This window comes from Psychrobacter sp. TB67 (assembly GCF_000511065.1).
GTDB lineage: Bacteria > Pseudomonadota > Gammaproteobacteria > Pseudomonadales > Moraxellaceae > Psychrobacter > Psychrobacter okhotskensis.
The window spans coordinates 1-14,565 of record NZ_AYYA01000014.1 but is presented as its reverse complement, the minus strand read 5'-3'; the positions used below and the strand labels follow the sequence as shown (position 1 = coordinate 14,565).

The following is a 14,565-nucleotide window of genomic DNA, read 5'->3' as shown; positions in this document are numbered from 1 at the left end:
CTCACCTTTTAGTTATTTATTATTTATTTAAGGCAGGTTTATGCAACCCACCGATTCAAAAACATCTACCGCAGCTGATGCGACGCCGCAAGTGAACGACACCAAGACCATTACTATTCCACCAAACAAGAAAAAATCCAAACCGTCGTCAAAGACTCGTCGCCGTCTGAAAGAGGCTGAACCCTTACCGTTTACTATTGACGGGCTGTCGCACGATGGTCGCGGCGTGGCTGTATATGGCAATGGCTTCAGTGAAGAAGACGGTCATGCCGTAGACAAACATGGCAAAAAAGTCTTTGTTAGCTTTGCTTTACCGGGTGAAAGCGCTGTGGTCAAACTCACTAATAGTCGAACCAGCTTTGAAGAAGGTGACGCGATCAGCATCACTGCCAACCCAAATCCTGAGCGCGTAGTACCGCCCTGCCCGCACTTCGGTGTCTGTGGTGGCTGTAACTTACAGCATTGGCAGCCAGATGCTCAGATTAACTTTAAACAATCTGTCCTTGCTGAAATGCTGATGCACCAAGCCAATGCTGAGCCTGAACATTGGCTCGCTCCTGTGATAGGCGATCGCCTCGGTTATCGTACCAAAGCACGAATGGGTGTGCGTTATGTGACCAAAAAAGAAACTGCCTTGGTGGGCTTTCGTGAGCGCTCAAGTAACTTTTTGGCTGAGCTAAATGAGTGTCATATCCTAGATCCCCGTATTGGCTTTGAGCTTGAAAACTTAAAAACCCTTATCAGCACTCTAGAGAGCCGTGACAAGATTGCCCAGCTTGAATTGGCGATGGGTGAAGCAATGCCAGAGCTGCCAGATGGCAATCAGCCAGTCGCCCTCATTGTACGCAACTTAGCACCGTTATCAGACGCTGATGTAGAGAAGCTAAAGGTGTTTTTTGCCGCGCGCAATTGGCAGTTATATTTACAGTCAAAAGGCGTTGACAGTATTCAGCGTATCGCCTTGACAGCTGCTGATGACCTGAGTGAGCAGTTTGGACGTTTATATTACCAACTGCCAGAATATGACCTTACTTTTGAATTTATTCCAACAGATTTTACCCAAGTCAATCTTTCGGTCAACCGTCAGATGACCAAGCTTGCTTGTGACTTATTAGACCTAAAAGCCGGCGAACGCGTACTTGACTTGTTCAGTGGTCTAGGTAACTTTAGCTTACCATTGGCACGCTTGGTTGGTGAGACTGGTTCTGTCGTTGGTGTTGAAGGTAGCGAGGCGATGACCGCACGCGCCGCTGACAATGCACGTCGTAACGGTATCAATAACACCGAATTCTATAGCCAAGACTTGACGCAAGACTGTACTGACAAGCCTTGGGCCAATCAGGGCTTTGATGCATTACTTATCGACCCACCTCGCTCTGGTGCGTGGGAGATTATGCAGTATCTGCCAAAATTTAATGCCGAGCGTATTGTCTATGTCTCTTGCAACCCTGCAACGCTCGCACGCGATACCAAAGCACTGTTAGAGCAAGGCTACCGCCTGACTCATGCTGGCGTGATGGATATGTTTTGCCACACTGGACATGTCGAGTCCATTGCACGCTTTGAAAAGATACCTACTTAGCAATGATTTTGCTTACATGCTTTCTTTTATGTTGGCACTAGTGACGAGTAGTCGCGAGATTAACCGTCTTAGAGATATTTATTAACAAGGTCAAATTGCGCTACTAAAGTAACGGCTATGCCAATCTGAGTGACATGAGCATTACAGAGCCTCTCTTGATTTGTCCTGTTAAAGTGGGATAATAATAGGTGATCTTCTTATGCCTGTCTAATCAGCATGTAGTGGATATTAGCACTCATAATCTTATAGATGCTACGTACAACTCTATGGCTGCTAAAAATGGATTTTTAGCGGCTATATTGATTTATAGCTGTCCACTTATGCGTTTTATAAGTTGAGGTTTTGTATAAAGTAGACGAGATTATAATCAATTCGAAATAGCTAAGAGGAGTCGGCTATGGTAAAAATTCGTGAAGGATTACCGTTGGTAGATGGACAGACCACACAAGCCGATAGTGCGACATTAGCGGCACAACTGGTAGCGAGCCAACGCTCTCACCAGTCTGCCAACAGCTATGCTCAAATTCCACTCGATATCAAATACCAACTGGCCACCCATAAGCTGCACACGACTTTTGATCGCTCTGCACAACACGCTTACCACAGTCATGACCCAAATCTCAAAAACGAATATTTGGACAATCAGCTTTTAGACGATGCTCATATTCTCTCAGAAGAGGAGCTTGAAGAGATTGATCTAAATAATGCCAATATTGATGTGCCGGCATGGTTAGATAATGTGGCCAAGCGTATCGGGCAAGAGTCTGTCCCCAACCTTAGCGCTGCCTGTAATTTTATCCGTAGTCATATGAATACTAGCGAATCTGAACGCTCCGGTGCCTATGTTACTGGTATTGGCATGACCGATATTTTAACCTATCTTTATCAAGACGAAGATGCACTCGTGGCTGCGATGCTCTATCGCAGTGCCCGAAAATCAATCATCAGTCTGGCTGAAATTGAGCAAAAATTTGGCAATGATATCTCCACCTTGGTCAAAGATACCTTGGCGATGGGGAAACTGTCGGAAATCATCGAAAGTAACAAACGCTTAGAAGACCACTTCGTCAACAATCAGCGTGATCAGCTATCGAATATTTATAGTATGCTCATCTCCGTCACCAATGACGTGCGTGTGGTGCTGATTAAGCTGGCTGAACGTACCTTTGCCATGCGCGAATTGACCTTTTCTCATCTAGAGCGGCAAAACCGGGTGGCGCGTGAGGTCATGACGATTTATGCCCCACTGGCCCATAGATTAGGGATTGCCCAACTTAAATGGGAGCTTGAAGACCTCGCCTTTCGTTATCTCGCTCCTGAGCGTTATAAAGAGATTGCCAAGCTATTGTCTGAAAAACGCAGTGAGCGTGAGTCTTATATCGAGCGCGTACAAGATAAGCTCAATGAGGCGCTGGCAGAAGCTGATATCGCTGGTGAAGTGTCGGGGCGCGTCAAGCACATCTATTCTATCTATCGAAAAATGAAGCTCAAAGGCTTATCGTTTGACCAGCTTTATGATATCCGTGCGCTGCGCGTTTTGGTGACCAATCCTTCCGACTGTTACCATGTTCTTGGACTGGTACACGGTCTGTGGCGCTATATTCCTGAGCAGTTTGATGACTATATTACCAATCCTAAATCTAACGGCTATCGCTCGCTACATACGGCGGTCATTGCCGAAAACAAATCGCTCGAAGTACAGATTCGTACCCATGAAATGCACTTTGAGGCCGAGCTTGGCATGTGTGCTCATGTCAATTACAAAGAAGGACTAAAGAACAAAAAAGACAATTATCTCAATCAAAAAATCAGCTCGCTGCGTCAACTGCTTTCTATTAATAACGAAACACGCAATCAACCACGTTCGGCGATATTGGACGGCGATGAGCTAGACGAAATTGAGTTTGACGAAGAAGAACAACTGGTTGATTTTGATGAGCTCGAGCGCATCTATATCTTTAGTCGTGATGGTGATATTACCGAACTCCCAAAAGGCGCCACCGTCCTTGATTTTGCTTATTACGTGCATACGCAAGTCGGTAACCGTGCCCAAGCTGCACGTGTCAATCAACGCTATGTACCACTCACTTATCAGCTAAAAACTGGCGAACAAGTGGAGATTATTACCAAAGCGTCCCGCGAGCCTAATCGTGATTGGCTGGTTGCCTCACTCGGTTATATTCATACCAATCGGGCGCGCTCAAAACTGCGTCAATGGTTTAATAAACAAGACCGTGACAAAAACATTGAGATTGGTCGGCACATGCTTAGTAAAGAGCTTGAGCGTTTATCCGTCCACCCCAACAGTATTGATCTTAACGATTACACGCAGTTTTTTCACGTTAATAATACGGACGATATCGTTGTCGGTTTGGTCACAGGTGAGATTGGCTTAAACCAGCTAACCAGCCATATTTCTCGTCAGCTACACTTAGAGCCAGAGAGACCAGAGGAAGACTTCACACCCAGCGTCGATGCCAGAGACGCGGGCAAGCTTGATGCGTATAAAATCCATATCGATGGTCTAGACAATATTGAGATCAACTTAGCAGGCTGCTGCCACCCAGTACATGGTGAGCCTATTGCCGGTTATATCACTTTGTCACGCGGCGTTAGCGTGCATAATCGGGGCTGCCCAGAATATTTGCGCCTCATTGAACGTGACCCTGAGCGTCAAATCGATGCCGCTTGGCGCGTAAAATCAGGTCGCTATCAACCTGTCGATATTCATGTGGAAGCTTATGACAGACGTGGATTGTTGCGCGACTTAACCCAAATTATCGACAAAGAAAATGTTAATATTCGTCAAGTTGAGACTCTTAGCAATGACGATAATATTGCCTTTTTAAAGTTTCATATTGAAGTGTCAGGATTGGCACATTTATCCAAGCTCTTAGCCAAGCTTGAGCAGCAGCATGGCATTTTACATGCTCGACGTGCGGTTGCCTGATTATTAAGCTAGCACAATTTCCCGAGAATATATTTAATCCATAATAGAGTTTTCATAAGAAATACTATGCCTGAGTTACCCGAAGTAGAAACCACCAAAACCAGCCTTGCGCCGCTATTAGGTCAGCAAGTAACCAATGTTAAAGTCTTCCAACCAAAACTACGTTGGTCGATGCCTGATGACTTGACTCAATTGATTGATTGCACTTTGGATAGTGTCGAGCGCCGAGCAAAGTATTTGATATTGAGTTTCTCATCCCCCTTACCTAAAAGTAATGTCACTACTGGGCTTGCTACATTAGCACCGCGTCAACTTCTCATTCATTTGGGCATGTCGGGTAGCTTACAACAGCATAGCGCTGGCACTGAGAAGCGTAAACATGACCATTTAGTGATGGTGTTTAACAGTGCTGATGATGGGCCAATACAATTACACTATCATGACCCTAGACGCTTTGGCTCGGTATTGTGGTATGAGGATTATGGCCCTAAGCTACTAGAGCGTTTAGGTCCTGAGCCATTATCAAAGTCCTTTACCGCAGATTATTTATATCAGCTGATCCAACGCACGGATTTATCTGATAAAACAACGGTCAAAACCACAGCTAGTAAAAAAATGGCGAGTAAAGCAAAACCTAAAAAACAGCCAATCACTCGAGCCATCAAATCCGTCATTATGGAACAGCAAGTCGTGGTTGGCGTTGGCAATATTTATGCGACCGAAAGTCTGTATCTATCCAAAATACATCCGGCTACTCCCGCTCACCTGTTGTCGTATGATGATATTGCGATTTTGGTCGATCATATTAAAACGATTCTACAAAAAGCGATACAACTGGGCGGCTCGACCTTACGAGACTTCACGGTCGCTAGCGGGCAAACTGGATATTTCCAACAGACATTAAATGTCTACGGTCGACAAGGCGAAGCCTGTCCGCACTGTCATACGGCACTCGAAAATATTAAGCTGAATGGACGAGCTAGCGTATACTGCCCCGATTGCCAGCCACTAAAATAAGTCTACTGCTATGGTTAGGCTTTATGATATCAATTCTGTATATCTATGCTGTAAGCCAGCACCGATATAGCGATAATCTGCTCGTCATTTGATGATAGTAAGTTTTGTCGCTAAAGCGATTATATCGCACGCATTTTTGTTGCTTATTGACGCACATCTTGCTTTAATAGTAAAAGAGCTTACATAAATAGTGCAAAGCATTTATTTATCTGTAATAATCAATCTATTTATCGTTGCCGCATTGCTTATATAGGGAAATTGTCTCTGTGTGAAAATAGCAGCAGCCATTCATCATACTGCTTACGAGTTTTAGGATATCACCATGACTGTTAAGGCCAATACACAACGCACCGTTAAGCGCAAAATTTTCACTATGATTACCAGCCTAAGCTTAATTGTGGCCAGTATGCAGCCTGCTTTGGCAGCGATAGAAATTGATGAAGAAGATTTTGGGCCTTCTTATGGCACAATGGCAGCCGATACCATCGTTGGCAAACCATTAGGTTTGGTAACTGCCATTGCGGGTACAGCAGCGTATATTGTCAGCTTACCCTTCTCTCTTATCGGTGGCAACGCCGATCAAGCGCAGCAGAAGTTATTTGTAGAGCCGTGGGATGCGATGGGACGTTGCTTGGGCTGTACCGTTGCCGAAGACAACTATTATAAGTCACAAGTCACTGATAACAATGTCGTGCGTATCATCGTCGATCAGCCATCAGAGATTTTAATCAATACCAATGACTATGTGATAGTAAGACCGTAAGATATTCAAATCTTTTTAAATACTCTCTAACTATTAAGTCATACCTTCATACTAACAACTTTATGAACTGACAATAAAAAAGGCTAACATCGCGTTAGCCTTTTTTTATATTCTACTAGTCCAATAATATGGGTTTATTTAGTAATATTAGTATTGCTAAGCTTTGCACTAATTTCACGAAGCAATTGCACTTCTTCTGAAGGCTCCTCTACCGCCACTTCTTCTACTTCGTCAGCACGACGCATGTTATTGACCATTTTAACCATCATAAAAATGATAAAGGCCAAAATTAAAAAGTTGATAAGCACTGTAATAAAGCTACCGTACGCTAATACAGGGACGCCAGCTTCTTTAAGGGCATCATAAGTCATCGCGATACCTTCAGGGGCATCACCCAAGATGAGAAACATATTCTTAAAGTTAATCTCACCGCCAAAGATAAAGGCGACGATCGGCATAATAATGTCTTCAACCAACGAGGTGGTAATGGTTGCGAAAGCACCACCGATGATGACACCGACCGCTAAATCCATCACATTACCCTTTAAAGCAAACTCTTTAAACTCAGATACCATACTCATAATGTGTCCTCCTAAAAAATATTTTTGGATTATACTATAGCCCATTTAGTATACGACGAAGTATCAGACAATAGGCATTATTTGGGTATTATAAGGAAAATTTCATGCATTTATTATGGGTATAATAGCAAAATGCAAAAAAGGCTAACATAGTGTTAGCCTTTTTTTAAATATTTATTGGTATTAATATAAGCTATTAAGCACCTTTCTTGCTACGACCATGACGCTTACGTTCACTTTCAGTTAAGTAGCGCTTACGGATACGTATCGCTTTTGGTGTTACTTCAACCAATTCATCATCTTGAATAAATTCAAGCGCTTGCTCAAGAGTAAACTTGACAGCTGGTGTTAACGTCAACGCTTCATCCGTACCACTAGCACGAACGTTAGTCAACTGCTTGCCAGTTGTTGGGTTCACCGCCATATCATCGTTACGTGAATTAAGTCCAACGATCATACCTTCATAAACTTCAAGCTGTGGCTCAGCAAATAGTTTGCCACGCTTTTGTAAATTAAACAGAGCAAAGCCTAGACAAACACCTTTGGTCATAGAGACCAATACACCATTAGAGCGACCACCCACATCACCAATTTTTTGTGGTCCATAATGTGAGAAGCTTGACGTCATGATACCAGTACCTGAAGTCAATGTTAAAAACTCAGAACGGAAACCAATCAAGCCACGCGCTGGCATAGTCGCTTCAATACGCATACGACCTTTACCATCAAGCTCCATGTTAGTCATCTCGCCTTTACGTAAGCCGATTTGCTCCATGATTGGACCCTGATGCTCTTCTTCAATATCAAAGACAACATTTTCATACGGCTCTTGTAGCTTACCATCAACTTCTTTAACGATAACTTCTGGGCCAGATACACCCATCTCAAAACCTTCACGGCGCATGTTTTCGATCAACACCGATAAATGTAGCTCACCACGACCTGATACTTTGAATTTATCAGGGGACTCAGTGTCTTCTACACGCAAAGCCACGTTATGAATCAACTCACGCTCAAGACGCTCACGAATATTACGTGAGGTCACAAACTTACCTTCACGACCTGCGAATGGTGAGTTGTTTACTTGGAAGTTCATTGATACCGTTGGTTCATCAACCGTCAATGCTGGTAAGGCTTCAACGTTGTTCGGATCACAAATAGTATCTGAGATATTAAGCGCGTCAATACCAGTGATACAAACGATATCACCTGCTTGTGCATCTTCTACTTCGATACGATCAAGGCCATGATAGCCCATGATTTTTAAGATACGACCATTACGCGTGTTACCGTGCTTATCAATGATCGTTACTTGAGTATTTGTTTTAATCTTACCGCGTTGAATACGACCAATACCAATAACACCAACAAAGCTATTAAAATCAAGGCTTGAGATTTGCATACGGAAAGGCGCATCTGCATCCACTTGTGGTGGCTGCACAACGTCAACGATAGTTTTGAAAAGTGGTGTCATGTCATCAGCCAAGCTATCGGCTTCTAGACCAGCAACACCGTTCAATGCCGAAGCATAAACCACTGGAAAATCTAACTGCTCATCTGTGGCACCAAGGTTATCAAACAAATCAAAGATTTGATCCATAACCCAATCAGGGCGCGAACCAGGACGGTCAATTTTATTGATAACGACAATTGGTTTCAAACCTTGTTCAAAGGCTTTTTGTGTCACAAAACGAGTCTGTGGCATTGGTCCATCAACAGCATCAACGACCAAAAGCACGCAGTCTACCATCGACATAACACGCTCAACTTCTCCACCAAAATCGGCGTGACCTGGAGTATCAACAATATTGATACGATATTCGGTATCGTCAGTACTATCTGTCCATCGAATAGCTGTGTTTTTGGCCAAAATAGTAATGCCACGCTCTTGCTCAATATCACCTGAATCCATTGCACGTTCAGCAATGTTTGCACGGTCGCCAAAAGTGCCAGATTGATGTAATAGTTTATCAACCAAAGTTGTTTTACCGTGATCAACGTGGGCAATAATTGCGATGTTACGCAGGTGTTTGATATCGTTCGCCATATAAAATGCTCTTTTCGTCTTAAAAAAATGCAGTAGCAGTAAGCACCGCTGGATAAACTTTTACTATCAACCAGAAAGATACGATTATTTGACTCTTAAATGATTACACAATTTGTAGACTCATTTAATTAATAGTAATAAAATCAAATACCTATGCTGGAAAATCCATCGTACAGATAGCTATGCTAATGTACACTTTGTTAATCTACAAAGTGTTTGGGTCGCTAGTATAACATTATTGCACGATTAATTTACGTAATAAGTTGCTTTTCTCAGTACATAAATAAAAAAAAGCCACCCATTGGGCAGCTTTTTTTGTAACGATATAACTAAGAAGTTAGCTGTCTAGCTATTATTTACTGAACAACCATGTCTTTAGTTTGTTCAACAGTCATAGTTTTGTCACCAGTGATGATGGCATAAACACGACGGTTCATAGCGCGACCTTCTTCAGTGTCGTTTGGCGCGATTGGTTGGTCATAACCATAACCAACGGTTGATAGACGGTTTGGAGCAATACCAAATTCGTTAGTCAACATAGATTTCACAGCAACGGCACGGGCTTCAGACAGACGTTGGTTATAACGTGCTGAAGGACCAGTTTTAGAAGCATGACCTTCTACGCGTGCAGTTGAGTTAGGATACTCGCGCATCTTCTCTGCTACTTTAGCGATTTCAGGTTTGTATTGGTTTTTGATAGCTGATTTGTCGTTATCAAAGAATACACGAAGTTCCATTTTCAGCTCGTCAGTAATATCTACTGGTACTGGGCAACCGCGCTCATCAACAACAACATTCATTGGAGTGCCTGGGCACGCATCAATGCTATCAGGTACGCCATCACCGTCAGAATCAAGATCAGATTCAACAACAACGATTGGTGGAGTCTCAACCATAGGCTCTACCATTGGAGGAACAGCTACTGTAGGTGCTAAATGGCCACCAAGTACAACTTCTAGACCGGCCAAGGCCATGCCTTCCCACCAGTTGTTATCAAAGTTATGAATCGCACGAGCTTCACCACGTAGGCTTAGCGCGTCATTGATGCGATACATAGCACCTAGACCTAGGTTACCGATAGTATCTTTAGAGTTTGATACTTCAGTACCAGCATCAACTCGAACTGGACTACCATCAGCATTAGTCTCTACATTCGAATTATAGGCTTCTTGGTTTTCAACTTCAATCTTAGATTGACCAGCACCGATTAGAACATATGGTTTGAACGGGCTATCAGTGTAACCAGTAAATTCTTCAGTACCGATTAAGAAGTTACCAGAAATCATAGTTTGTTCAATGTCAAAACGGTTAGCGCCAGATTTCGCTGAATCTTCAGAAGCTTCACCATTAGCATCAGATACACCATACTCTACTTGGAACTGAGTAGAAGGAGTTAATTCGATACCTAGTGCTGCACCAGTGTATAGGCTACTTTCTTTAGCAACACCGCCGTTCAAAGTACTGCCTTCATTAAGTTGTTTGCCAGTACGTAGAACTTCACGCTGTTTGTCAGATGTATCACTGAATTCTTCAGTCATGTGATAACCAAGTAACAATGGGCTAATAGTAACACCAGCGTTAGCTGCCAAAGGTGTAGCCGCTACAGCTACCAGAGCTAGAGCAATTTTATTCAATTTCATGGACTTCCTCCAAAGGATAATTTTAGTGATGCGTTAAGCAAAACTACTTCTCAAGATGCTACGAAATAGACATCTTTTACGAATTTTAAATTACAAAGCAAAACTAATTTAGAAGTAGCTTAGCGATTATCAATTCAGTTTACAACTTTTTTCGTTAACGAGCTACACATTATTACACGATAATGTCGTAACTAAAACACAATGACCAGCTTAAGTTACTGAGGACTAACACACCTTACGATTTTTACCTTTTGTGTATGAGTCCGCAATAGATTCTAAACCGAAGCGTATCTGTTGGTTGAGGGTATTTTAATACAACTAGTATTTTTTCTCTATTGTTAAAACTATCTATTCACTAATTGAAACATTTTTTGACAGTAGACATATATTCTGTTTATATTGTAATAACCAACATTAATCCATTATGAATATCTGATCGATAATGATACGTGCATAGAGTGATGATTATCTCAAAAACTTAAATGTTATTAACTTGCATGTTTACGGACAAGAATGAGTGATAGTGATCATAGGCATATCAATATAGCATCAAATACATAATTTGTTACAGGTAATACTCGTATGGCTATATTACATATAATATCGTCAAATTGCCAACAACTATCTGTATTTATTTTACTTAAGTTGCTCTTAGCTAAGAATAAGCTTGCCCGTACAATCATATTTATTTATACGTCTCAAATCTCTTCTATAAATCATAAACAAACGATTCTAAATCAGAATGCCACCGACGATAAACACGCTTATAAACTTTCAAGTCAAAATGGTTTTACGCTGGTAGAGCTAATTGTCACCGTTGCAATACTCGCGATTATCACAACGATTGCTGCGCCAGCTATTTTGACGCAATTAGCAAGCATGGAAGCCAAACGTATCAGGCATGGCTTAACAGATACGCTAAAGCTCGCGAAAGTAGAGAGTCTTATTCGCCGTCAAAATATATTGGTATGTTTGTCAGATAGCAATGGTCGCTGCGATAAGAACAGCAATAAAACCTTGTTGCTATTCGTAGATAACAACGATAATCAGCATTTCGATAGCGGCACAGATGACTTATTACAAGAACAAACCCTAAACCCTAAATATGGCACCCTACATCTGCGTGCAGGAAGACGTCGTTACGTCAGATTCTATGGCGATAGCGGCAAGCCACGCGGACATTTTGGCCACTTTAAGTATTGTCCAAGCTCAGTATACAGTCAGGCGATGTATCAAATATCATTCAGTCAAGGCGCTAATATTAGTTTTAAACCTAATGACAGTCATCCTACTGATTGTGGTGACTAACATGCTTTGAGGTTAAAGCTTTTAAATTTTTTCATGCCTTAGCTATAACTGATAACGCTGTTGCTGTTGCCAAAGCAAGCGACTTTGAAGCGGCTGATAATCTAAGAGATGGTCAATCAGTTGCCGATGTAAACGCGACCAAGCATTAAGTGTGACATCACTTATTCCCTGCTCTACCATCAGCACTATCTCGTTGCCCTCAAAAACCGTTCGCCCTAGGCTAGCACTGTCTAAAAACTCAGCTTGTACAATGGGGACCAAACCGACATCAGGTAAGAACCGATAGACACTGTGAGGCTCAATGCTATCTTGAACATTGTCATGCGTTAACGTCAAGGCAAAACCCAACTCGTTAAATAGATACTGTTCAAATTGCCGCAAACACAAGCGCAGCTCATTAGCAGACAAGGGCTGTTTAAGCCTATCTAAACTGTCTTGATAATGCTGCCATAAGATTGGCATCGGATCTTCAGTGGGCAATAAGCGCCAGAGTATCTCATTTAGATACAAGGCAGCGTATTGCTGTTGGCCAGTGATGTTTTCGTAAGGAATGGCTGTGAGTGTTTTCGCGGTAGCGTCTTCTAGAAGCACATCTGTTTGTACGACGTACTGAGGTGCGATATTAATCTGGCTGAATGTCTTTAAATCCCGCTTACCCGTAGCAAACAATTGCAAGGGCATAAATAAGGGCGCGCCTTTTTTACCAATACCATGTATGACCCCATGCTGCTGAGAGAATAGGTAATATAAAGCGCGTTTTTCTTGGTAAGGGCGCTGGTGTAACAAATAACCAATCAATGCTTCATTACGCATTTATCATTACCTCAGCGCTGATCATAAAATGCACTCAAAGATGCTATTCTTAAATCACTGTTAATAGCCCAAGCTGGTCAATGCACGTTCGTCATCAGACCAACCACGTTTCACTTTTACCCAAAGCGTTAGCATGATTTTTTTATCAAACAGCTGCTCCATATCCTTACGTGCATCCATACCCACTTGTTTAATACGTTGACCTTTATCACCGATGACAATTGCCTTTTGACCACTACGCTCGACGTAGATCGTCGCATCGATAAAGGTACAAGCTTTACGTGGGCGGCCCGTCTTTGGATCGGTATGCGCAGGTTCGTCTTTGAAGCCATCAATCTGTACCGTTAAGTCATAGGGTACTTCATCACCCGCGCTGCGCATGATTTTTTCACGGATAATTTCACTGGCTAAGAAACGCTCTGAACGATCGGTAATTTGCTCAGTGTCATAGATAGGCGCAGCAATAGGCAGATGCGAAGCAATAACTTCTTGCAGACGATCTAAGTTTTGATTTTTTAATGCAGAAACTGGAACGATATCAGCGAAATCAAAGCTATCACTAAAGGTTTCGATTAATGGTAAAACGCTGCCTTTGTCTTTTAAGGTATCCGCTTTATTAATCACTAAAACTACTGTTAGATTAGTATCACCAAGCTTTTGTAAAACCAGTAAATCATCGTCACGCCACTGATCTGAGTCGACGACAAACAGAACTAAATCGACATCAACCAGTGCCGATACGGCAGCCTTATTCATACGCTCATTGATAGCTCGCACTTCATTACGATGAATACCTGGCGTATCAACGAACACCGCTTGCATTTCATGATTGGACAAAATACCGTGGATACGATGACGGGTCGTTTGCGGTTTACGTGACGTAATAGATAACTTCTGACCCAATAAATGGTTCATCAAGGTTGACTTACCCACGTTTGGACGTCCAACGATTGCCACATAACCTGCTTTAAAATCCTCAGCCATACGCGCATTATTATTTGGCGAAAAAAACTCTTCGATGGCCATATCATTTTCTGCATCGTTGTTTTCTGCATCGTCGTTTTCTGAGTGCTCGGAATTTAATTCAGCACTTTTTGATTCAGCGATTTCTGGCGTTGGTTTTACGTCTGTTTTTTGGGTCATAGCGTCGGTATTATCTTCATTATTTGATGGCAAGTCAGTACGATTGCTCATAGATTTATCCTGTGGGGTTTATCATTAGCTCAGCAGTTCTACTGCTATCTACAATAAAGTGGTAGTAAATAAGATAGCAGCACCATGCTTGGCTTGAGATATTTGCGGTTTTAAAATAAGTATTATTTAAAAATAACCCTTACTTAAAAAAATGTAAATTTATTGTTTCCTAGATTCAAATAAGAAGTGCAACGTTTTAAAAGAATGAGTTGAAGAGTAAGATGTGCCGTGTTGCATTTCAAACTTCAACTCCTACATATCAGAACGTTATGAAACACTATACACATCTTACCCAAGAGCAAAGATATCAAATATCAGCGCTATTGCAAGCTAAAAAAGGCATGAGTGAAATAGCTAGAATTATTGGCTGTCATAAATCAACGGTGAGTCGAGAGATAAGGCGAAACATGGGACAAAGGGGTTATCGCCCCAAACAAGCCCATCGATTGGCAAACGCGCGCAAAGTTGTGAATAGCTCACAGATCAGCCGCTTTGGCTGGTGCTATATTGATCATCTACTCAGCAAGCACTACTCACCTGAGCAAATCACAGGGCGACTGAGAATGCTGGGTTGGCAAGAGGTCCCAAGCCATGAATCGATATATCAACACATCTATACTGACAAAAAGGCAGGGGGTAACTTACATAGCGCCCTTAGATGTCAAAAGCG

The 14,565-nt window shown here is 42.2% G+C and carries 11 protein-coding genes; 6 read left to right on the top strand and 5 right to left on the bottom strand.

The genetic code is table 11. The annotated features are described in order from the left end of the window. The first annotated feature begins 40 nt into the window (after positions 1-40). The 4 genes from rlmD (at position 41) to W293_RS0102320 (ending at position 6,312) form a co-directional block, all read left to right on the top strand. Positions 41-1,582: a 23S rRNA (uracil(1939)-C(5))-methyltransferase RlmD gene (gene rlmD / locus W293_RS0102335; RefSeq protein WP_025650915.1), complete on the top strand. Its 1,542-nt coding sequence runs from the start codon at positions 41-43 to the stop codon at positions 1,580-1,582. Positions 1,583-1,979: 397 nt separating this feature from the next. Then, positions 1,980-4,532: a RelA/SpoT family protein gene (locus tag W293_RS0102330; RefSeq protein WP_025650914.1), complete on the top strand. Its 2,553-nt coding sequence runs from the start codon at positions 1,980-1,982 to the stop codon at positions 4,530-4,532. Between the two features lie 66 nt (positions 4,533-4,598). Next, positions 4,599-5,549, top strand: a complete 951-nt coding sequence (gene mutM / locus W293_RS0102325) for a bifunctional DNA-formamidopyrimidine glycosylase/DNA-(apurinic or apyrimidinic site) lyase (RefSeq protein WP_025650913.1) — start codon at positions 4,599-4,601, stop codon at positions 5,547-5,549. 322 nt (positions 5,550-5,871) lie between these two features. Further along, positions 5,872-6,312 (top strand): hypothetical protein, encoded by a 441-nt coding sequence (locus W293_RS0102320; RefSeq protein WP_025650912.1) that lies wholly within the window; start codon positions 5,872-5,874, stop codon positions 6,310-6,312. A gap of 134 nt (positions 6,313-6,446) precedes the next feature. On the opposite strand, the gene mscL is transcribed toward W293_RS0102320, so the two are convergent. The 3 genes from mscL to W293_RS0102305 form a co-directional block, all read right to left on the bottom strand. Continuing rightward, a complete protein-coding gene (gene mscL, locus W293_RS0102315) occupies positions 6,447-6,893 on the bottom strand; it encodes a large conductance mechanosensitive channel protein MscL (protein ID WP_025650911.1) in 447 nt (148 codons plus the stop codon). Positions 6,894-7,089: 196 nt separating this feature from the next. Next, a complete protein-coding gene (gene typA, locus W293_RS0102310; RefSeq protein WP_025650910.1) occupies positions 7,090-8,940 on the bottom strand; it encodes a translational GTPase TypA in 1,851 nt (616 codons plus the stop codon). 356 nt (positions 8,941-9,296) lie between these two features. Then, positions 9,297-10,580 (bottom strand): OmpA family protein, encoded by a 1,284-nt coding sequence (locus W293_RS0102305; protein WP_025650909.1) that lies wholly within the window; start codon positions 10,578-10,580, stop codon positions 9,297-9,299. Between the two features lie 582 nt (positions 10,581-11,162). On the opposite strand from W293_RS0102305, the gene W293_RS15985 reads away from it, so the two are divergent. Next, positions 11,163-11,888 (top strand): GspH/FimT family pseudopilin, encoded by a 726-nt coding sequence (locus W293_RS15985; RefSeq protein WP_025650908.1) that lies wholly within the window; start codon positions 11,163-11,165, stop codon positions 11,886-11,888. A 42-nt stretch (positions 11,889-11,930) separates the two neighbouring features. Here W293_RS15985 and recO read toward each other — a convergent pair whose 3' ends face one another. Further along, positions 11,931-12,701 (bottom strand): DNA repair protein RecO, encoded by a 771-nt coding sequence (recO, locus tag W293_RS0102295; RefSeq protein ID WP_025650907.1) that lies wholly within the window; start codon positions 12,699-12,701, stop codon positions 11,931-11,933. A 60-nt stretch (positions 12,702-12,761) separates the two neighbouring features. Continuing rightward, complete coding sequence (era, locus tag W293_RS0102290; RefSeq protein WP_051395131.1) at positions 12,762-13,727, bottom strand: GTPase Era; 966 nt, start codon at positions 13,725-13,727, stop codon at positions 12,762-12,764. Positions 13,728-14,164: 437 nt separating this feature from the next. On the opposite strand from era, the gene W293_RS17160 reads away from it, so the two are divergent. Continuing rightward, positions 14,165-14,565: helix-turn-helix domain-containing protein (locus tag W293_RS17160; protein ID WP_037025970.1), on the top strand; the 401-nt coding region annotated here is incomplete at its 3' end.